The organism is Nocardiopsis nanhaiensis (assembly GCF_054778635.1).
This window is the reverse complement of the sequence record NZ_BAAGZJ010000020.1, coordinates 75,411-94,444: the sequence shown is the minus strand read 5'-3', so window position 1 is coordinate 94,444 and position 19,034 is coordinate 75,411. Positions and strand designations below refer to the sequence as shown.

The window sequence follows — 19,034 nt, the reverse complement described above, 5'->3', positions numbered from 1 at the left end:
TGGAGGCGAAGACCTCGGCGCAGAAAGCGTCGAGGTCCTCGCGGAGTTCTTCCACAGCATCCAGGTCCACCCGTCCATCATGGCGGAGCCACGCTGAAAAATCAGGAACTTAACAAAGTACTACTAGTTCCCGCGGGGACTTACCCGCCGGGGACGACCAAGCGCGCGTCGTAGGCGAAGATCACCGCCTGTACGCGCCCTCGGAGCCCGAGCTTGGCCAGCAACCGGCCCACATGGGTCTTCACCGTGGCCTCGGCCATGAGCAGGCGCCGGGCGATATCGGCGTTGGAGTGCCCGTGGGCGACCTCCACGAGCACCTCCCGCTCGCGGCCGGTGAGCAGGGCCAGCCGCTCCCGGACCCCTTCCTCTGCGGCGGGATCCGGGGCGGTCAGCTGGGGTGTGACGATGTCGAGCAACCGGCGGGTGAGCGCGGGGGCGACGATCGCGCCGCCTGCCAAGACCGCGCGGATCCCGGCCACTAGCTCCTCGGGCCGGGTGTCCTTGAGGAGGAACCCGCTGGCCCCGGCCCGCAGCGCGGGGTGCGCGTACTCGTCCAGGTCGAACATGGTGAGGATGAGGACTCGCACGCCGGGCCGGGCGGCGACGATCCGCGCGGTCGCCTCGATCCCGTCCGTGCCCGGCATGCGCACGTCCATGAGGACCACGTCCGGCAGCAGCGCCTCCGTCTGCCGGACCGCGGACTCGCCGTCACCGGCCTCGCCGACGACCTCGAGGTCGGGCTCGGCCTCGAGGATCATACGCAGTCCGGTCCGCTGCAACGGCTGGTCGTCCACCAGCAGTACCGAGTGCCTCACGGCAGAACCACCTCCGCGGCCGGGCGCCGCACCGGGATCCGGGCGCGCACAGCCCATCCGCCCCCGTCTCGAGGGCCGGCGCTGAGCGTTCCACCCTGCAGCGCCACCCGTTCGGCGAGCCCGGTCAGGCCGGCGCCCCGCTCCGCCGGTCGCCCCGTGCCGTCGTCGGTCACCGTCACCACGACCAGCTCTCCGCCGTCCGCCACCAGCGGTTCATCCCCAATCAGAACCCTCGCCCCGGTTCCTGTTCCGGCGTGCCGACCCACGTTGGTCAGCGCCTCCTGGACCACCCGGTACACGCACAGGCGCACGTGCTCCGGAAGCCGACTGAGCTCACGTTCGCACACCAAGTCCACGTCCGTGCCGGTGGAACGGAAGCGTTCGACCAGATCCGCCACGTCCTGGACATGCGGCGGCTGGCCCCGGCCGTCCCGCAGCAGTCCGAGTACGTCCCGGACCTCGGCCAGCGCGGTCCGTCCGGTCTCGGCCACCGTCCCCATGGCCTCCCCGGCCCGCTCCGGTTGGCTTCCCACCAACCGTGCGGCACCGTCACTGAGGGACACCATGACGCCCAGGCTGTGCCCGACCACGTCGTGGAGGTCGCGGGCGATACGGGTCCGCTCCGCCTCCCTGGCCAACCGGGCGCGCTGGTCGCGCTCGACCCGCAGCCGCTCGGTCTCGGCCAGCGCGGCGGCGACGGCGTTCCGCCGGTCCCGCACCACCAGGGCGACCACCCCGGTGACCAGCGCGGTCACCACCATGGCCAGTGACGTGAGGAGGCGGAGCAGGACCTCCACGAACAGGGCGGAATCCGGGTCCAACCCCTGAGTGAGAGCCCCGGGCACGTCCCCGAGCGGCCGCAGGGTGAGTAGGGCGATCACCCCCACCACCGAGACCGAAGCGCCCAGACCCCAGGCGAGCGGCCGGTGCACCAGAACCCGGTAGTAGGCGGCGAACATCCCGAGCTCGCCGAGCACGTGGGCCCCGCTCAGGAACGGTGTTGCGGCGGCCAGCGCCGCTGCCGCCACGAACACCCCCACCGGAAACCGGTGGCGCGGAAGCAGTACCGCGCACAGAACGGTATGCAGGGCCAGGGGCACCGGGTCGAACCAGTAGTTGAACCACAGCAGGGGCAGTCCCGCGAGGAACAGCAGGGCCGGAAGCAGAATCGTGCCCACCCTCATTCCTTCCGTCATCAGCCGGTCGCCAGCGCTTCGGTGGGGGAGAGGCGGGAGGCCCGCACCGCGGGGTAGAGGCCCGCCACCGCCCCGATCACCACGGTCGCGCCCACACCCGCGCCCACCGCCCAGAGCGGCAGTGCCGGCGCCCACCCCTGGCTCAGCGCGTAGCCCGCGGTCACACCGGCACCGAGCAGGCTACCGACGACCCCGCCCAACAGAGCGAGGACCAGGGACTCGATGAGGAACTGGGCCCGGATGTCCGCGCGGCTGGCCCCGAGAGCCCGCCTCAGACCCACCTCCTGGCGCCGCTCCAACACCGAGATCACCATCGTGTTGGCCACCCCGACCCCGCCGACCAGCAGCGAGACTCCGCCCAGGGCCAGAAGCATGGTGGTCAGGGTGCTGTCCGCGGCCCGCTGCGCCGCCAAAGCTTCGGAAGGACGGGAGACCTCCACCGCACCCGGCCGCTCCGGGTTCGCGGTGGCCGCCAGCACCTCGCGGACCTCCTCCACCTCCTCCGGGGCCACCCGCGCGTAGACGGTGGTCACCTCACCCCGGGATCCCAGGAGCCTCTCGGCGACCGGCCACCCCACCAATGCCGCGGTCTCCAACTTCGGCGCGAGCAGTGTGGGTTCGAGGACCCCGGCGACGGTGAACCACCGGTCGCCGAGCCACACCTGCTGGCCGATCCCGTCGGCGCCCACTCCCAGCCGCTCCGCGGCCCGCGAGCCCAGGACGACCGTTGGCAGTTCTGCGGAGACCGGGTCCAACCAAGTACCGGCGGCCAGCTCCAGCCCGACGCGGCCCGGCAGCTCCGGGTCGGCGGCGAGCACAGCGATCCCCCCGGTCCGCTCCTCCGGGACCCGGTCGCTGCGGTAGACGCTGGTGTCGACCAAGCCGACCGACGCGGTGGACTCCACCGGCGGGACCCTGCCGATCATCGCCGGCGCCGCCTCCGGCAGGACCGAACGCTCGCCGATCAGGTCCTCGGCGGGGCCCGCCCGCAGCAGGTTGGTGCCCAGGGCGTCGATTCGCTGGTTGAGTTCCGCCCGGCTGGACTCGGAGATGCCCACCACGGCGACCATCGCGGCGATGCCGATCGCCACGCCGAGCGCGGAGAGCACCACCCTGGTGGGGCGGGCGAACAACCCGGCCGCGCCGACCCTGAACAGGTCGGCGGTGCCGACCCGGCGCTCCCGGCTCACGCCGCCACCGTCCCGGGGCCGGCCGTGACCCTGCCGTCCACGACCTCCACCCGTCGGGGGAGGGCGGCAGCCACGGCGTGGTCGTGCGTGATGATCACGACGGTGGTACCTGAGGAGTGGAGTTCGGTGAGCAGCGACAGGACCTCGCCCCCGGAAGCGGAGTCGAGGTTGCCGGTGGGCTCGTCCGCCAGCAGCACCGCGGGGTCCCCGACCACCGCCCGCGCCACGGCCACCCGCTGCCGTTCACCGCCGGACATCTCGTGCGGGCGGTGGCCGACCCGGTGCCCCAGCCCGACCCTCTCCAGTGCGGCCGCGGCCCGCTCCCTGCGCTCCCGGTGCGGTATCCCCGCGTACAGGGCACCGTCCGCCACCGCGTCCAGGGCGCGCACCCCGGTCGCGAGGTGGAAACGCTGGAACACGAAACCGATGCGTGCGGCGCGCAGCGCGGACAGCTCCCGGTCCCGCAGGAGCGCTACGTCGCGGCCCTCGAACCGGACCGTCCCGGAGGACGGCCGGTCCAGTGCGCCCATCAAGTGCAGCAAGGTGGACTTGCCCGAGCCCGAGGCCCCGACGATGCCCAAGAGCTCGCCTCGGCCGACCTCCAGGCTGACGTCGCGCACCGCGTGTACGCCTCCGGGGTGGACCTTGGCCACGGACTCCAGGGAGATGACACCCGCCCCCGCGGTCTCGCGGGCACTCGTCCGCGCTGTCATTCGGGCACCCCCACGCTCATTCCCTCGACGACCCCGCCGCCCGACACCTCCGCCAACCCGTCCGCGAACAGGCCGGCCTCCACCTCCACGTACTCAGTGGCCCCCTCCGCGCCCACCGCCTGAAGGCCGTGGCCGCCTTCGCGCAGGGCCACCAGGGCCTCCACCGGAACGGCCAGCACGTCCTCGGCCCGACCGACCTCAGCCGCTACCTCCACCGGCGCGACCAGGTGTTCGTCCAGCCCTTCCTCTGCGTCCTCGGACAGCACGATGACCAGCCGGACGGTGGCGCCGTCCAGCCCGTCACCGTCCTCGGGGGGCGACACCGACGCGCCCACCTCCGCCACCTCGGCGTCCACCCGGTCCCCGTCGGGCAGTTCCACCGTCACGGCGCCGCCTTCCTCGACCAGGTGGCGGCGGTCCGCCTCCAGGTCCACGGTGACGTTCCGCTCAGTGGCGGTGAGCTCCAGGACCTCGGCGCCGTCTTGGCCGCCCGGGTCCGCGACCACCTCACCGACCCGGGCGGGGCCCGGAAGCACCAGCACGTCATCCGGTCCCACCCGGCCGGTTTGCGCCACGCCCGTGTCCCGCTGCCAGGAGCGGACGGCCTGCGACGTCGCCCACGTGTAGCGGTCGTCCGGCGTGAAGCCCGAGTAGCCCAGTTCGGCCAGGTTCTCCTCGAGGACCCGAACGTCCCGGCCCAGGTCGCCCGCACCGATCTCCCTGTGGAAGGGCGTCTCCCCGTACAGCAGGACCCGGGGCCGCTCGTCCGCGCGGTAGACGGCCTCCCCGCGCGAGAGGAGGTCACCCTCCTCGGGGAGCCAGGTCAGGGTGCCCGTGCCCACGCCGGTGACGGTGCGGGCGGGCTCGTAGTCCAGCGCACCGTCCAGCACCTCGCGCTCGACCAGGGTCGTGCGCACCACCTCGGCCGTGGCCGGGACCGCGGCGAGCCCGTCCTCGTCCTCGCCGGTCAGCGCGACCGAGGCGGTGGCGGCCAGCCCCAGTGCGACCGCCGCGGCCCCGGCCGCCCAGGCCACACGGGTGACCCGCCGTCGCGAACGCCGCCCGCGTGCCCCGTCCCGGATGTCCTCAGCCATACAGGACCCCCTCCGCTCGTGTTCTCAGGACGGTCAGCAGGCCGCGTCGGCCTCCGCGTACTCGTCGCCGGTGACGTCGATGCCCTCCAGGTCCAGCTCCCCGTCCGGGCCGGGGTCGGGCATGTCGATGCCCTCGTCGCGCATGCACTCGGCCCAGACCCGGAGCTCCTCGACGGTCTCCTCGTCGAATTCGAGGTCCACGCCTTCGAGGATGTCCTCGCAGGCCTCCATGGCCGAGATCACCGTCTCGCCGTCGACGTCGAGGTCCTCAGGCGGCGTGCCGTCGGCGGGCATCTCGACGCCGTGCTCCCGCATGCAGTCGTCGTACTCCTCCATCTGCGCCTCGGTGTTGATGCTCTCTGAGTCCTGGCCCGAACCCCCGGTGGTGGGCACGCCACCCGCCTCGTCCGCGGAACAGGCCGCGGTGGCGGCGATCAGCAGGGCGGCGGCGGTGCCCGTGAACGTCATCCGTGCGAACGTCATCCGATCCTCCTCTTCGCTTCCGGAGGCCGTTCTCCTCCGGCATTTCCGAAGCTACGGACCGGGGGAGCGCGCACCCATACGCCGCGGGTACCCGGAACGGGACGGCGGGTACGCCGAAAGTCGTAGGCGCCGGGAGGTTCCCGGGCGGTTCGGCGGCGCCGCGGATGGGGCCCGGCCTTCCCTTGGGTCCTACACTGGGTTCCGTGGCAGAAATGGACCCAGCAGAGAAGATCAAGGAACTCGCGGCGACCCTGGCGAGTGTGACTGCCGTGTTGGACCTGGAGGCGATGCAGACCCAGATCGCTGAGCTGCGCGAGCAGGCCGCGGACCCCGACTTGTGGTCCGACCAGGCCAACGCGCAGAAGGTGACGCGCCAGCTCTCCAGCCTGGAGTCCATGGTCAACAAGGTCGCAGGTATCACGCAGCGTCTCGAGGACCTCGGGGTGCTCTACGAGCTCGCCCAAGCCGAGGACGACTCCGACACCCGGGCCGAGGCGGACCGTGAGCTCGAGCAGCTGCGCGCGGACATCGGCGAACTGGAGGTGCGTACGCTCCTCAACGGCCCGCACGACGAGCGCGAGGCCATCGTCACCATCAACTCCCAGGCCGGGGGCATCGATGCCGCCGACTGGGCACAGATGCTCCAGCGCATGTACCTGCGCTGGGCGGAGCGGCACGGGTACCCGACGGAGATCTACGAGACCTCCTACGCGGAGGAGGCGGGCATCAAGTCCACCTCGTTCGCGGTCAAGTCGACCTTCGCCTACGGGACCCTGCGGGGTGAGCACGGCACGCACCGCCTGGTGCGCATCTCACCCTTCGACAACCAGAACCGGCGGCAGACCTCGTTCGCGGGAGTGGACGTCGTGCCGATGGTGGAGCAGAGCGACCACATCGAGATCGACGAGTCCGAGCTGAGAGTGGACGTGTACCGTTCCAGCGGTCCCGGCGGGCAGGGCGTCAACACCACGGACTCCGCGGTGCGGATCACCCACGCGCCTACCGGCATCGTGGTCTCCTGCCAGAACGAGCGGTCGCAGCTCCAGAACAAGGCGACAGCCATGTCGATGCTGCAGGCCAAGCTCCTCTACCGCAAGCAGCAGGAGGAGCAGGCGGCGCTGGACGAGATCCGCGGTGAGTCGGTGAGCAGCTGGGGGACCCAGATGCGCAACTACGTCCTGCACCCGTACCAGAGCGTCAAGGACGTGCGCACCGGGGCGGAGACCGGCAACACCTCGGGCGTCCTCGACGGCGAGATCGACTCCTTCATCGACGCGGAGATCCGGTGGATGCGCAGTCGGGAGAAGAACGAGGCGAACTGACCCGGTGTGTCCCCGTCGCTACGGCGGGGACACGCCCGGGTGGGTGACCGCACCCGGGGCGAGCGGAGCCACGCGGAGGGTGAGCATGTTTCCCAAAGGTGACGACCACGACTCCACAGTTTTACCGAAACTGCGATATGTGAACGTTATCATCGGTTGACACCTCCGATATGCTCGTGGCTTGTTGTCCGATAGTGCTCTGATCTCAACAGATCTCTCGGGTGTGACAGGACCTGGACAATCCGGGCCGCTGCCCCCTCTAAACTATCGGTGGCCATGCGGCCGGTACGATCCCGAGCGGAGCTCACTCCGCCGGGTGCCCATACCTTCGAGAGCCTTGTGATGCGCCTGTGATCCACTTCGATAACGTCACCAAGCAGTACCTGACCCAGAAGCGCCCCGCGCTCGACGGTGTTTCCATCGACGTGGACAAGAGCGAGTTCGTCTTCCTGGTCGGTCCGTCCGGATCGGGTAAGTCGACCTTCCTGCGCCTGGTGCTGAAGGAAGAGAAGCCCGACAAGGGGCGCGTGCACGTCGCGGGCAAGGACCTCGCGCGCCTGTCCAACTGGAAGGTTCCGCACCTGCGCCGCCGCATCGGCTGTGTCTTCCAGGACTTCCGCCTGCTGCCGAACAAGAACGTCTTCGAGAACGTCGCCTTCGCTCTGGAAGTCATCGGTAAGCCCCGGCGCTTCATCAAGAAGGTCGTGCCGGAGGTCGTCGAGCTCGTCGGCCTCGAGGGCAAGGCCGGACGGATGCCACACGAGCTCTCCGGTGGTGAACAGCAGCGCGTGGCCATCGCGCGAGCCTTCGTCAACCGCCCGCAGATCCTGCTGGCGGACGAGCCCACCGGAAACATCGACCCGGCGACTTCCATCGGCATCATGAAGGTCCTGGACCGAATCAACCGCACGGGAACCACCGTCGTCATGGCGACCCACGATGCAGCCATCGTCGACTCGATGCGCAAGCGCGTGATCGAGCTTGAAGAGGGTTTGGTAGTGCGAGACCAGATGCGTGGCGTCTACGGCCAGGCGTACTGACCTCTGGCACGCTCGTCGCCGGGCGGTCGGTCGGCGACCGCCCGACGCCGGCACGGCGAAGCCCCGAAGGATGGACCTTTAACAGATCATGCGAGCACAATTCGTTCTCTCCGAGACGTGGATCGGCCTGCGTCGCAATTTGACGATGACCATCGCCGTTATCACGACGGTGGCCATCTCTCTCGCCTTGTTCGGTGCCGGTCTGCTGGTCAACCAGCAGGTGTCCGAGATGCGCAACTACTTTGACCAGCGGATCACGCTGACCGTCTACATGTGCAACGAGATCTCGCCGACCGCGGCCTGCCAGGAGAACGGTGCGGCCGAGGAACCGGACCGAGAGGCACTCGAAGACCAGCTGGACTCGCTTCCGGAGGTGGAGAGCCACCGCTACCTCACCGAGGCCGAGGCCTGGCAGGACTTCCAGGAGCGCTACGGCTCCTCAAACGAGGCGCTCGCGGAGGCCACGCAGGAAGGTGACATCCCGGACAACTACCGGGTGCAGCTCACCGACCCCGACCACTACGACACCGTGCGCGCGGCCGTCGACGGAGCCGACGGTGTCGATTCCGTCTCCAACGACCAAAGCGTGCTCGAACAGTTCTTCGGGCTGCTCGACGGTCTCAAGTGGGCCGCTCTGGTGGTCGCCGGTGTCCAGTTGGCCGCAGCCGCGCTGCTGATCGGCAACACCATCCGGCTTTCGGCCTACAGCCGCCGCCGGGAGACCGGCATCATGCGCCTGGTCGGCGCGTCGAACTTCTACATCCAGTTGCCCTTCCTCCTCGAAGGTGCGATCGCCGGTTTCATCGGCGGTCTGATCGCCTCCGGGTTCATCGTGGCCACCAGGTTCACGCTGCTCACCCAGATCGAGGAATGGTTCCAGTTCGACGTGGCACTGGGCCCAGGCGCCCTGTTGTACGTCATCGGTGTTTCGATGATCCTCGGTGTGCTCCTGTGCACCGTGACCTCGTTCCTCACCCTGCGCCGTTACCTGAAGGTCTGACGGGTCCACCGACGGACACACGGGCGGGAGCCGGGTGCCGGGGGGCCACACCGTGGCCCCCCGGACGCATGAAGGGATTCCAAGCGTGGCCAAGGCCAAGGAAACCGGGCGCAAGCTGATCGCCCAGAACCGGCGGGCCCGGCACGACTACCACCTCGATGAGACCTATGAGGCGGGACTGGTCCTGACCGGTACCGAGGTCAAGTCCCTCCGCGAGGGACGGGCCTCCCTCGTGGACGGCTTCGCGCACATCCACGACAGTGAGGTGTGGCTCGAGGGCGTGCACATCCCCGAGTACTCACAAGGCACCTGGACCAACCACTCGGCCCGCAGATCACGTAAGCTACTCCTGCACCGCGAGCAGATCTCCCGGCTGATCGGTAAGACCCGTGAGCCCGGCCGCACACTGGTCCCGCTGTCGCTGTACTTCAGCGACGGGCGGGCCAAGGTCGAGATCGCTCTGGCTCGCGGTAAGCGTGAGTACGACAAGCGCCATGCCATCGCCGAACGTGAAGCCAAGCGTGATATGGAACGTGCGCTTCGCCGCCGCCGTTAGCTGTCTTCAGTTGAGGCGCCTGAAAGGAACACACAAGGTGTCCCCCCGTCCCCTCGGTCGCAGGATCGCGGCCGCCAGCAGTGGCCTGATCGTCGCCCTGACCCTCGTGGCGTGTACGACCCACCCCAGTCCTGAGGTGGCCGTCAGGTCCTTCCTGCTCGCCTGGCAGGACGGGAACCACGCCGAGGCCGCCCGCTTCACCACGGGTGACCCGGAAGCGGTGGAGCAGGCCCTCGCCGACATCCACGACCAGCTCGACCTCGCCTCGGTGCGCTTCGAGCTCGGGCCGATCGCGGCCGACGGCGACACGGCGACGGCCGAGTTCGACGTCACCGCGGACCTGGGTATCGGCGATCCGATGTGGAACTACACCGGCCAGATGTCCCTGGAGGACAGCCCCGAGGGCTGGCAGGTCAGCTGGTCGCCGAGCGTCATCCACCCGGACCTCGGCGAGGGTGAGCGCCTTGCGGTCAGCTACGAGATCGGGGACCGCGGTCAGGTCCTCGACCGGTCGGGCGAGCCTCTCGTGGACTCGGACAGTGTCACCGCCTTCGGTGTGCTGCCCGCCGACATGGACGACAAGGAAGAGGGCGTCACCGAGCTCGCGGAGCTCCTCGACGAGGACCCCGAACCGCTGCTCGACCGTGTACGGTCCGCCCCGCCCGAGCAGTTCCAGCCCCTCGTGCTGATGCGCGACAGCGGTGTGGACGCCGCTCTCCTGCGTGAGGCCGGTCAGATCTCCGGCGTCGACACGGAGGAGGTCGAGATCAACCTGTCGCCGAGCGTGGCGCCCTTCGTCCTCGGCGAGGTCGCGGGCACCGTGGAGCACCGCGTCTCTTCCCGTGTGCCGGGCGCGTACCAGGCCGGGGACACGGTCGGCCTGAGCGGCTTGCAGAGCATTTTCCAGCACGAGCTCGCCGGAACGGCGACCACGCAGGTCGTGTCCCTCGGCGAGGACGGAGAACAGACCGACATCCTCGAGTCCTGGGACGGCGTCCGCAGCGCCGGTGTCCAGACCACCCTCGACCTGGGGGTGCAGAACGCCGCCGAGAGCGCGGTGGACAGCATGCCAGGCGACGGGTACGTCGTCGCTGTCGACACGTCCAGGGGCGAGATCATGGCCGCGGCCAACGCCTCCGGCAGCACCTCCGACGACGGCGCCTTCACCGGCTCCTACGCGCCTGGCGGCGCCTTCTCCATGGTGTCGGGCCTTGCCGCCCTGGAGTCGGGCGCGGTGAGTCCGGGCAGCGAGATGCCTTGCGGCTATCAGTCCGAGATCGGTGACCGGGTCTTCACCAACCCCACCGGGGGCTTCCTCGCCGGTGAACCCGACCTGGTTCGGAACCTGGCCTACATGTGCAACGTGGGCTTCGTCGAAATCGGCTCCGAGGTCGGTGCCGAGTCCCTCACCGAGGTCTCCACACACCTCGGCCTGGGCACTGACTGGCAGCTCCCGCTTCCGGTCTCCTCCGGCACCCTCGATTTCGGCGATAGCGAGGAAGAGCTGGCCTCCGCGATGATCGGCGAGGACGGTGTCGAGGTGAGCCCGCTCGCCATGGCACTCGCGGCGGGGGCCGTCGCCGACGGTTCTTGGAGCGAACCCACCCTCGTCCGTGAGGAGGGGCCCTCCCCGGCCGGTGGGAACGACATCGACGAGGCACACCTGGATGTGATTCGGGAAGGGCTGCGCGAGGCAGTGGTCGAACGGATCCCCGAGGTCGACATCGGCGAGGGAGACGTCTACGGTCAGGCCGCCCGCACCGAACAGGGCGACACCGCCCTGCACTGGTTCGTCGGCTACCAGGACGACATCGCCTTCGCGGTACTCGCCGAAGTCGACTCCGAGGCGACCATGTGGCAGCAGTACGCCGTCACCGCCGCGATGGGCTTCCTCAACGGAATGGAGAACGGGGAGGCGGCAGACGGGCAGAACCCGGCGGAGGACCCGATGACCCCGACGGACTCTCCGGCCGACGTTCCCGAGGACGCACCCCTCGGCGAAGGCGACCCGCTCGGCGACGGGACCCTGAACGACGAGGGCGACCTGGGCGGCAGCTAGTGCCACGTCAGCCAAGGTTCACCCCGTCGCGACGCTCAGCACGGCACCTCGCTGCGTTGGCGAAAAGCCCACTTAGGAACCACTAGGAGGACTCTCCGCCGCCTTGCGATGCACCACCCTGAACGCCGCTCCGTAACGGGCAAACCCCGACTGACGCGGCACTAGGGCATGTTCGGCGGACACTTACCCTGCTGTGCGTCGCCCCAGCGGCACTGTCACTGCGCATCTCTCAGTCGACAGCCGAACCCGGGCGGGCCCCCGCTGTGCGATGCTGCCGAGCTTGCGAGGCAGTGCACAGTAGGGGAACTCCTTCTTCGGCCTTGTGCCAGCACCACTGGATGCGCCGCTCGCGACGGGCCGCATCCACCGAACACGCCCTAGAAGACTCGCGGCCCCCGAAAAAATGTGGCCGCCGGAGCAACCCCTGGGTGCTTCGATGGCGTCTCTCCCTATAACTGGGACCGCAACAGGGGGTAGCGGACCAGTTTGATGAGGCAGGACCTCATCTCGGGGGAGGCCCTGCCGGTTCCGAAGGTCGGCCCGACCCTGCCGACCGCCCCCGTGGGTTGCGTAGACCATCTCTTGCGTCCGCCTCACGGGGGTTTCTCCCTGTCCAAGGACTTCCCCGCCCGCCGGGAATCAGCTTGGCCCTCAAACTGTTCAACAGGTAGAGTGACGGACACGTGAGTGCTCGTTCACTCACATGTCGGCCGCCCGGAACCTACGGGGACAGGTGGTCGTGACAACTTCACAGGGGGTGATCGGTTTCGACTTCGGTAGTCGTTTCAGGGGAAGCGGGTCGAGGGTTGCGTCTGTGACCTCGTAAATCCTGCATTCGCATAAATTCAAGTGCCAATGAAAAGCGCACTGAGTTCGCTCTCGCTGCCTAAGCGATTGTGACTCTGTCGGTCCGGGCTCGTCATCGGCTCGGGATCCGGCACCATTTAGATGACTTACCGCTCGGATCAGGCCACGGGGCCTGAGTGGGACATCTTCGTGGCTGGGCCTGTCAGCGATGTGTCTGTGCAAGCGCTGGGGCCGAGTAGAACGGCACCACAGACTGCACCCGGAGAAGCCCTGATGCGGTGCTGAAGGACGCGGGTTCGATTCCCGCCACCTCCACGAGATACGGGCCGCTGCTCGGGGGACTTCGTCCTCCTCGCCGCGGTCCGTTCCTGTTTTCGGGGGGACGCCCCCCGAGTTGTCGAAGGCGGCCCTGCTCGCGCGTGATCGCGCTCGCCGGGTCGCCTTCGTCGTGTTCTTAGGGGGACGCCCCCTGCCCCCGGGGCGTCCCCCAACACCGTTGTCTTTGGGTGTTGGTGGTCGCCTTGGGGGCGGGGTGGTGCCGGTGGCGCGGTCGGATGTGGGGCGGGGCATCGTGAGCCCCCCCTTTTGGAAGCATTGTGGGCACCGAGACCGCTTCCGGGAAGGGGTCTCACCGGCCCCGGGTGCTTCCGAGAGGGGGCTCGGTGTCCCGGGTGCCTCCACCGGGGGTAGCGGCCGCCCTGGGGCGGTCCCGGTGTCCGAAACCGGCTCGGTGGGGGTGTCCGTTGCGTCCGAAACCGGCGTAATCGCCGTGATCTTGCTCCTGGTAGCAAGTTCGGCGCCGAAATCGCCCCTGGTAGCAAGATCAACTTCGATGAGGGGCCCCAGGCCTGACCGAAAGTCCGGTGGGACGCGCCCGGCCTGCTCGGGTCCTTCGTCGCCGGTTGGTCACTGGATTGCGACGCGCTGTCCGATGAAGCCGGGCGGACGGGCAGGCATCCGGTCGGCCACGGCCGGAGGGCCGGGGACACCCGACCCTCCGGGCCGTAGGCCCGGGGCCCGAAGGGCCCCTTCGGGGCCCCTTGCCCACCCCGACCACACGTCCCCCGTTTCCTGATAGCCGCCGACCCGCCGTCGCAGCGAAGCGGGTCAAAGTGGAGCGCCCCTCGACAGCGCGCCAGCGCTTCGACGGCGTCGACCTTGACGCGCGCGGCGGAGACGGCCACCATCAAGCGGCAGGAAACGGGGCAACCACCTGCACAAGCGGGGAAACCCGCACCAGCATCCACCCGCGCTGAACCCCGTGCCCATGGGGACAGGGGCACACCCCAATGACGGAGAGCCCAACACCCTTTGCCAGCAGGATCCAAGGCAACTGTTCTGTTGTGTTCGATCGGTTCCCGCTTCGACGCTCGCGAAGGGGTGCGTATGACTACCTAGGTTGTCATCCTAACTAGGTTGCTCTACCGTCTAGGTAGATCAACCGATCAAGGAGATACCGATGCCTCCCGAGCTAGCAGACCCCGCCTTCTCCGCCCCGGCCCTGGTTCTGGTAGGGCTCATCACCGCCTACCTGCTCCTGGTGGAGCCCCTATGGGGCAAGCGCATGTTCGAGGTGCTCAAACGGGACCGGGACGCCGATCCGGGCGCCTACGTAAGATTCTTCGGTATCGGCATGGCCGTCTTCTGGGGGCTGACCGGGCTCGCCGCGCTGGCGGTCCTGCTCTCACCCGGAGCGGCGTGGGCGCACCTGGGGCTGCACGGCGACATCGACTGGGGAACCCTCGCCGGAATCCTTGTCGGGTTCGCGGTCGCCGCGGTGGCGTTCACCCTGTTGGAGCGCCGGAAGGCGGCACCGGTCTCCCCGACCTTGGACCCCATGCTGCCGCGTACCAGCCGTGAACGCTGGTGTGCTGTGGGCACCTCGGTCACCGCCGGGGTGTGTGAGGAGATCATCTTCCGAGGCCTGCTCATCGCGGTCGGTGTCTCCCTGGGGATGCCGCTGTACGTGGCAGCCGGACTGGCTCTGGCGGCCTTCACCTTCGCTCACCTGTACCAGGGTGCGCGGGACATGATGTTCGTCGGCCTGCTCGGCTTGGCCCTGACCTACCTGTACCTGAGTACCGGCAGTCTGATCGTGCCGATCATCGTGCATGTACTGGTCGACCTGCGCGCACTGCTGCTTTCCCCCAGGCCCGAGATCCAGAAGTCCGGGCCGCCCACCCCTGCGGTTTGAAGGAGCACACATGGATCGGCGATCGAGCTGGTTGAAGGGCGTCCTCGACCTCCTGGTGCTGGCCGGGCTGACCGAGGGCGAAAGCTACGGGTACGCCCTGGCCGCGCGGCTGGACGAGGCCGGTTTCGGCCGGATCAAGGGCGGCACCCTCTACCCGGTGCTCAACCGGTTGGAGGAGGCGGGCCTGGTCGTCGCGGAGTTCCGCGCGGCGGAGAAGGGCCCGGGGCGGCGCTACTACCAGCTGACGGAGGAGGGCCGCGAGGTCCTCGCCGAGCAGGGGGCGGCGTGGCTGGAGTTCGACGAATCCGTACGCGGGGTCCTCAGGAAGGGTGGAATCCGATGACCTACCTGGACGAACTGGAAGGCATGCTGCGCGAGCGCGGCGTGGACGACAAGCGGGTCCGGGACACGGTGAACGACCTCGCCGCCTTCGTGGCCGAGAGCGGCGTGGACCCGGCGGAGGAGTTCGGGCCGGTGGCCGAGTTCGCCGATGACCTGGTCGGGGAGGAGGCCGAGACGGAGTCCGGGGAACAGACCCTGGTCTGGGCCGCAGACACCTTCGAGGCGCCCGCCCGGCTGAACGAGAAGGGTGCCGAGGGCTGGGAGGTCGACCGGGTGGACCGCTGGGGCCGCTTCGTCAGCCACCGGGGCGAACAGCCCTTGGCCTGGGAGTACCGGCAGGAGGTAGCCCCCGGGCGCAGGGAGCGCGAGCGCCTGCTGGCACGCATCGGCCCGGAGGGGTGGGAGCCCTGCGGCCACTACTTCACCATGGCCTATTTCAAGCGCTCGCGGTCTGCGCTCGTCGGACCGAGCGCAGAGCTGTCCGAACCGCCGGAGCCGAATCGGCGCCGCTACTTCCTCGGGGTACCCGGATCTGTGGTCATCACGTTCGCCCTGGCCCTCATGACTGTCGGGTTCGTATCGCTGGGGCGGGACCTGTGGACGGACCTTCCCGAGGGGGAGTGGTCCGGCCTCGCGGGTGCCGTGGTCGGCGCTACCGTCGCGGTGGTCGGCGTCTGGCTCGCCTTCAAGGCGGTGGCCCGGATCCGCAACCGCTGACGCTCACGGACCCGGGCGCCGGTAAGGGCGCAGGGCTTGGTCGAGTCGGGTGTGCGCCTCGGCCAGCGAGGGGCCGTACCAGGTGAGGTCGCGGCCCGACACGCATACGGACGGGGCGGTGAAGGACTCCGGTCCGTCGTCGGGGCCGAAGGCGTAGGGCTCGTCGGGGAGCACGGCCAATTCGGTCCCGGGCTCCTCGGGCGAAGCCCGCGGGTAACGCCCCGGGCGGTCGGCGAACACGTTGACGGCGCCCAGGCGCTCCAGCAGGTCGTGCGCGAAGGTGTCGCCGCCGACGAACATCCACGGGTTCCGCCAGATCGGGACCGCGACCCGGACCCTGTCGGCCGGGGCCGGGGCGCTCCACACCGATTCGGCCTCCGAGAGCCAGCCGGGGGAGGAGCCGGGGGCCACCGCGGAGAGCAGGCGCCGCAGGGACACGAGGGCGTCGGGCACAGTGCGGATGTCGGTGACCCACACCGGGATCCCGGCCTCGCGCAGCTGGCGCACATGCCGTTCCCGGTTCTCCTCGCGGTTGGCCACCACCAGGTCGGGTGCCAGCTCGACGATCCGGCGCACGTGCGGGTTCTTGGTGCCGCGCAGCCGTTCCACCGCGAGGCCGGTCGGGTGCGAGCACCACACGGTGGCGCCGACCAGCACTTCGGGAAGGGTGTGCGCGATCGCTTCGGTCAGCGAGGGCACCAGGCACACCACCCGGCGCGGGGGCCGTGGCAGGGTGACGGGGTGGTCCAGGTCGTCGGTCGTGTGGTCCGGGGGCGGGGCGTGCGCTTTCACCCGGGGGTGAGTACGTTCGGAGTTCGGTATCGTCTGCCTCCCCGGTGGGACTTTCCTACCAGCCTCTGGCGAGGAGTTGGTGCGGGTGCGGGCGGTCGTCTATACGAGGTACGGGCCTCCGGAAGTCCTCCAGGTCCGGGAAGTGGAGAAACCTGCACCCCGAAGCGGCGAGGTCCTGATCCGGGTGCACGCCGCCACCGTGAACCGGACGGACTGCGGCTTCCGGAGCGCGAAGTATGTCGTGTCGCGTTTCTTCACCGGCCTGCTCCGTCCCAAACGCGAAGTGGCTGGAAGCGAGTTCGCGGGGGAGATCGCCGAGGTGGGCGAGGGCGTCACGGAATTCGCGCCGGGTGACAGGGTGCTGGGTTTTGAGGATGTGCGTTCCGGCGCGCACGCGGAGTACATGACCAACGCCGCCGCCGGTTCCCTCGCCGCAATGCCCGAGGGGTTCGGTTACCAGGAGCTGGCCCCGTCGGCGGAGGGCGCGACCTACGCGCTCTGCGATATCAGGGCAGCAGGGGTGGAACCGGGGCAGAAGGTGATGGTCTACGGAGCCTCGGGCGCGATCGGCACGGCCGCCGTGCAGATACTCAAGCATATGGGAGCCGAGGTGACCGCGGTGTGCGGCACCGCGAGCGTCGAGCTCGTCCATTCACTGGGCGCGGACCGGGTCGTCGACTACCAGACCGAGGACTTCACCCGAATCCGGGACAGCTTCGACTTCGTCTTCGACGCGGTCGGCAAGACGTCCTTCGGCGCGTGCAGAAGACTGCTCGGGCCCCGCGGAAAGTACTGTTCCACGGAACTCGGCGCGTTCGGCCAGAACCCGCTGCTGGCGGTCTGGTTCGCGATCACCCGTAGCCGGAGGGTGATTTTCCCGGTTCCCAGAATCAACAAGGAGAACACCGAGTACATCGCGCGGCTGGTGGAATCCGGTGCGTTCAAGCCCGTGGTCGACCGAACCTATGCGTTGGACGAGATCGTGGCGGCCACCAAGTACGTGGAGACCGGGCAGAAGGTCGGCAACGTGGTCATCACGGTTTCCGGAGAGGACTGAGCTGCGTCCGGTGCCGCTCACCGGACTTCGGTCAGCGGTCGAGGTGGCGGTAGATCTCCCGCCGGTGTCCCACAGCAACCAGACGGATGATGATCTGATCGTCGATCACGTCGTAGATGACCCGATAGCTGCGCACACGGAGCCGGTAGCGGTCGGTGTAGCCGGAAAGCGCCTTGATGTTCGAATCGCTCCGCCTCGGGTCCTCCCCCAGCGGGGTGAGGGCCCGGAGGATGTCCATCGCGTCCTCTTTGGGGAGTGACCGGATCTGCTTGCGTACCCGGCGAAAGTCGAACTCCCACTTCACGCGGCATTACCTCGGCCTTCGTTGAAAATCTCCGCGACCATTTCGGCCATGCCCACTGCGGGACCTCCGTCGTCCTCCTCCAGGTCGGCCTGGCGGGCGAGGTAGGCGTCCATGGCGTCCTCCAGGGCCTCGAAGTCCTCGATCGGGACGATCGCCGCGGCGGGGCTGCCGTTGCGGGTGAGGATGGTGGGGTCCCCGTTCTGGGCCTTGGTGATCAGTTCGGGGAGGTGGGCTCTGGCATCGCGGACGCTCATGCTGTGATCGCTCATGCCACCAATCCTACGTCGTGTACATAAAAATGTGTACACAGTTTTCCGATCGAGAGGTGCCCGAACGGGGGCGCACCGACCCCGGACGACCCTGGTCGGCGGGGTGTCCCGGGTGAAGAGTCACCGGACTTCGGTCAGTGGACCGAAGTGGTTGCGGGTGTCCTTGATGAGGGAGGCGAGCAGGCTCTCGGTCAGCGGCTTACCGAGCTGCAGGGCGCTGTCCAGTCCCTTCCACGGGGTGAAGGCGAACGACCACACGAGCTTGCTGCCGCCGTCGAAGGGGAGCACGTGGTAGTCCTCGGCGAAGGCGCCGAACACGGGAAGCGTGCCTGCGGTGGCATGGAAGGACTTGCGGCGCTCCGACTCGTCCCACCGGAAGAAGTGCTCGCGCATCCGGTACGCGCCGAGCACGCTCGCCTCGCGTGTGGTGCCCACACCGTAGGGCGCTTCGGAGGTGTAGTGCACGTCTGGGAGGGCCCTGCACCAGGACAGCGGCCGGGGCGAGGTGAGCCCAGCCCAGACCTCGTCGGGGGAGGCGGCGAGTTCGAGCCCAACCCGCCAGCGCATGGGAGCGGAGTCGAAGAAGGCTTCGTCGACGGGGGCGAGCTCGTAGCGGAAGGCGGTCACAAGAGGGGTCCTGTTCGTCCGGGGGTGCTTCCGGTGAAGGTACCAAGGCCGGCAGGTGCGGTCTTATGGGGGCGGCACGCGTGCACCGCCCCCGTTGTGTACGGCTCGCTATTCCTTGGTGGCTCCGACCAGCCACGCGATCTTGTGGGCCGTGAGCGACAGCCCGCCGCTGTTGCCCAGGTGGACCCCGAACGAGGCGATGAACGCGAAGTCGTGTTCGCGGCGCTCACAGATCACGTCTTCGACCGCGTAGGCGGAGGCCGGGTTGCGCACCCGAAGGCAGAGCGCGGGCTCGTCCACCACCTCGGCCTGGACCTCGTAGCTGGACAGTTCACTGGCGAGCTTGCCGAGGTGTTCGCGTTCCTCGGAGGGCACGCGGGTCGGCTGCTGTTCGTCGGCCTGTCTCGGCTGGGCCATGGTGGATCCTTTCGTGTCGAGCACGGTGCTTTCCTCGATG

At 69.0% G+C, this 19,034-nt stretch carries 20 protein-coding genes and 1 other RNA gene; 10 read left to right on the top strand and 11 right to left on the bottom strand.

Going from position 1 to position 19,034, the window contains the following annotated elements; all coding sequences use genetic code 11:
- Positions 1-140: 140 nt before the first annotated feature.
- The 6 genes from ACYVD1_RS12350 to ACYVD1_RS12325 are packed head-to-tail and all read right to left on the bottom strand — an operon-like array spanning position 141 to position 5,491.
- Positions 141-815 (bottom strand): response regulator, encoded by a 675-nt coding sequence (locus ACYVD1_RS12350; protein ID WP_460771556.1) that lies wholly within the window; start codon positions 813-815, stop codon positions 141-143.
- Entirely contained in the window at positions 812-1,993 is a 1,182-nt protein-coding gene (locus ACYVD1_RS12345; protein ID WP_460752799.1) for a sensor histidine kinase, read from the bottom strand. The genes ACYVD1_RS12350 and ACYVD1_RS12345 overlap by 4 nt, the downstream gene beginning before the upstream one ends.
- Before the next feature lie 17 nt (positions 1,994-2,010).
- A complete protein-coding gene (locus tag ACYVD1_RS12340; RefSeq protein WP_460752803.1) occupies positions 2,011-3,201 on the bottom strand; it encodes an ABC transporter permease in 1,191 nt (396 codons plus the stop codon).
- Positions 3,198-3,914, bottom strand: coding sequence for an ABC transporter ATP-binding protein (locus tag ACYVD1_RS12335; RefSeq protein WP_460771554.1), 717 nt, complete (start codon positions 3,912-3,914; stop codon positions 3,198-3,200). Before ACYVD1_RS12335 ends, ACYVD1_RS12340 begins: the two co-directional genes overlap by 4 nt.
- Complete coding sequence (locus tag ACYVD1_RS12330; protein WP_460752812.1) at positions 3,911-5,008, bottom strand: peptidoglycan-binding protein; 1,098 nt, start codon at positions 5,006-5,008, stop codon at positions 3,911-3,913. Before ACYVD1_RS12330 ends, ACYVD1_RS12335 begins: the two co-directional genes overlap by 4 nt.
- Positions 5,009-5,041: 33 nt before the next feature.
- On the bottom strand, positions 5,042-5,491 hold the full coding sequence (locus ACYVD1_RS12325) for a hypothetical protein (RefSeq protein ID WP_460752815.1): 450 nt from the start codon (positions 5,489-5,491) through the stop codon (positions 5,042-5,044).
- Positions 5,492-5,703: 212 nt separating this feature from the next.
- Here ACYVD1_RS12325 and prfB point away from each other — a divergent pair, with 212 nt between their 5' ends.
- The 9 genes from prfB to ACYVD1_RS12280 all read left to right on the top strand — a co-directional run bounded on the left by prfB (position 5,704) and on the right by ACYVD1_RS12280 (position 15,528).
- Positions 5,704-6,813, top strand: a complete 1,110-nt coding sequence (gene prfB / locus ACYVD1_RS12320; protein ID WP_460752845.1) for a peptide chain release factor 2 — start codon at positions 5,704-5,706, stop codon at positions 6,811-6,813.
- Between the two features lie 350 nt (positions 6,814-7,163).
- Complete coding sequence (gene ftsE, locus ACYVD1_RS12315; protein ID WP_460752819.1) at positions 7,164-7,853, top strand: cell division ATP-binding protein FtsE; 690 nt, start codon at positions 7,164-7,166, stop codon at positions 7,851-7,853.
- 88 nt (positions 7,854-7,941) lie between these two features.
- A complete protein-coding gene (ftsX, locus tag ACYVD1_RS12310) occupies positions 7,942-8,853 on the top strand; it encodes a permease-like cell division protein FtsX (protein ID WP_460752822.1) in 912 nt (303 codons plus the stop codon).
- A gap of 85 nt (positions 8,854-8,938) precedes the next feature.
- Complete coding sequence (smpB, locus tag ACYVD1_RS12305) at positions 8,939-9,409, top strand: SsrA-binding protein SmpB (RefSeq protein WP_460752825.1); 471 nt, start codon at positions 8,939-8,941, stop codon at positions 9,407-9,409.
- 37 nt (positions 9,410-9,446) lie between these two features.
- A complete protein-coding gene (locus ACYVD1_RS12300; protein WP_460771552.1) occupies positions 9,447-11,468 on the top strand; it encodes a penicillin-binding transpeptidase domain-containing protein in 2,022 nt (673 codons plus the stop codon).
- A 753-nt stretch (positions 11,469-12,221) separates the two neighbouring features.
- Positions 12,222-12,593, top strand: a transfer-messenger RNA (tmRNA) gene (gene ssrA / locus ACYVD1_RS12295).
- A gap of 1,141 nt (positions 12,594-13,734) precedes the next feature.
- On the top strand, positions 13,735-14,469 hold the full coding sequence (locus ACYVD1_RS12290) for a CPBP family intramembrane glutamic endopeptidase (RefSeq protein ID WP_460771550.1): 735 nt from the start codon (positions 13,735-13,737) through the stop codon (positions 14,467-14,469).
- 10 nt (positions 14,470-14,479) lie between these two features.
- Positions 14,480-14,812 (top strand): PadR family transcriptional regulator, encoded by a 333-nt coding sequence (locus tag ACYVD1_RS12285; protein WP_460771548.1) that lies wholly within the window; start codon positions 14,480-14,482, stop codon positions 14,810-14,812.
- The gene (locus ACYVD1_RS12280; protein WP_460771546.1) at positions 14,809-15,528 is read left to right on the top strand and encodes a DUF2812 domain-containing protein; all 720 of its coding nucleotides are present in this window, start codon (positions 14,809-14,811) and stop codon (positions 15,526-15,528) included. The genes ACYVD1_RS12285 and ACYVD1_RS12280 overlap by 4 nt, the downstream gene beginning before the upstream one ends.
- A 3-nt stretch (positions 15,529-15,531) precedes the next feature.
- Here ACYVD1_RS12280 and ACYVD1_RS12275 read toward each other — a convergent pair whose 3' ends face one another.
- Positions 15,532-16,320 (bottom strand): helical backbone metal receptor, encoded by a 789-nt coding sequence (locus ACYVD1_RS12275; RefSeq protein WP_460771544.1) that lies wholly within the window; start codon positions 16,318-16,320, stop codon positions 15,532-15,534.
- Positions 16,321-16,462: 142 nt separating this feature from the next.
- Here ACYVD1_RS12275 and ACYVD1_RS12270 point away from each other — a divergent pair, with 142 nt between their 5' ends.
- The gene (locus ACYVD1_RS12270; RefSeq protein WP_460771542.1) at positions 16,463-17,377 is read left to right on the top strand and encodes an NAD(P)-dependent alcohol dehydrogenase; all 915 of its coding nucleotides are present in this window, start codon (positions 16,463-16,465) and stop codon (positions 17,375-17,377) included.
- 31 nt (positions 17,378-17,408) lie between these two features.
- Here ACYVD1_RS12270 and ACYVD1_RS12265 read toward each other — a convergent pair whose 3' ends face one another.
- The 4 genes from ACYVD1_RS12265 to ACYVD1_RS12250 all read right to left on the bottom strand — a co-directional run bounded on the left by ACYVD1_RS12265 (position 17,409) and on the right by ACYVD1_RS12250 (position 18,994).
- Entirely contained in the window at positions 17,409-17,681 is a 273-nt protein-coding gene (locus ACYVD1_RS12265; RefSeq protein WP_460771540.1) for a type II toxin-antitoxin system RelE family toxin, read from the bottom strand.
- Positions 17,678-17,950, bottom strand: coding sequence for a type II toxin-antitoxin system Phd/YefM family antitoxin (locus ACYVD1_RS12260; RefSeq protein ID WP_460771538.1), 273 nt, complete (start codon positions 17,948-17,950; stop codon positions 17,678-17,680). The genes ACYVD1_RS12265 and ACYVD1_RS12260 overlap by 4 nt, the downstream gene beginning before the upstream one ends.
- 120 nt (positions 17,951-18,070) lie before the next feature.
- Positions 18,071-18,577: an SRPBCC family protein gene (locus tag ACYVD1_RS12255; protein WP_460771536.1), complete on the bottom strand. Its 507-nt coding sequence runs from the start codon at positions 18,575-18,577 to the stop codon at positions 18,071-18,073.
- 108 nt (positions 18,578-18,685) lie between these two features.
- The gene (locus ACYVD1_RS12250) at positions 18,686-18,994 is read right to left on the bottom strand and encodes a hypothetical protein (protein WP_460753497.1); all 309 of its coding nucleotides are present in this window, start codon (positions 18,992-18,994) and stop codon (positions 18,686-18,688) included.
- Positions 18,995-19,034: the final 40 nt, after the last annotated feature.

Excerpts from the sequence above, each read along its gene's own strand:
- ACYVD1_RS12335 (WP_460771554.1), bottom strand. The coding sequence starts at position 3,914 with ATGACAGCGCGGACGAGTGCCCGCGAGACCGCGGGGGCGGGTGTCATC.
- ACYVD1_RS12330 (WP_460752812.1), bottom strand. The coding sequence starts at position 5,008 with ATGGCTGAGGACATCCGGGACGGGGCACGCGGGCGGCGTTCGCGACGG.
- ACYVD1_RS12325 (WP_460752815.1), bottom strand. The coding sequence starts at position 5,491 with ATGACGTTCGCACGGATGACGTTCACGGGCACCGCCGCCGCCCTGCTG.
- prfB (WP_460752845.1), top strand. The coding sequence starts at position 5,704 with ATGGACCCAGCAGAGAAGATCAAGGAACTCGCGGCGACCCTGGCGAGT.
- ftsX (WP_460752822.1), top strand. The coding sequence starts at position 7,942 with ATGCGAGCACAATTCGTTCTCTCCGAGACGTGGATCGGCCTGCGTCGC.
- ACYVD1_RS12290 (WP_460771550.1), top strand. The coding sequence starts at position 13,735 with ATGCCTCCCGAGCTAGCAGACCCCGCCTTCTCCGCCCCGGCCCTGGTT.
- ACYVD1_RS12285 (WP_460771548.1), top strand. The coding sequence starts at position 14,480 with ATGGATCGGCGATCGAGCTGGTTGAAGGGCGTCCTCGACCTCCTGGTG.
- ACYVD1_RS12280 (WP_460771546.1), top strand. The coding sequence starts at position 14,809 with ATGACCTACCTGGACGAACTGGAAGGCATGCTGCGCGAGCGCGGCGTG.
- ACYVD1_RS12260 (WP_460771538.1), bottom strand. The coding sequence starts at position 17,950 with ATGAGCGATCACAGCATGAGCGTCCGCGATGCCAGAGCCCACCTCCCC.
- ACYVD1_RS12250 (WP_460753497.1), bottom strand. The coding sequence starts at position 18,994 with ATGGCCCAGCCGAGACAGGCCGACGAACAGCAGCCGACCCGCGTGCCC.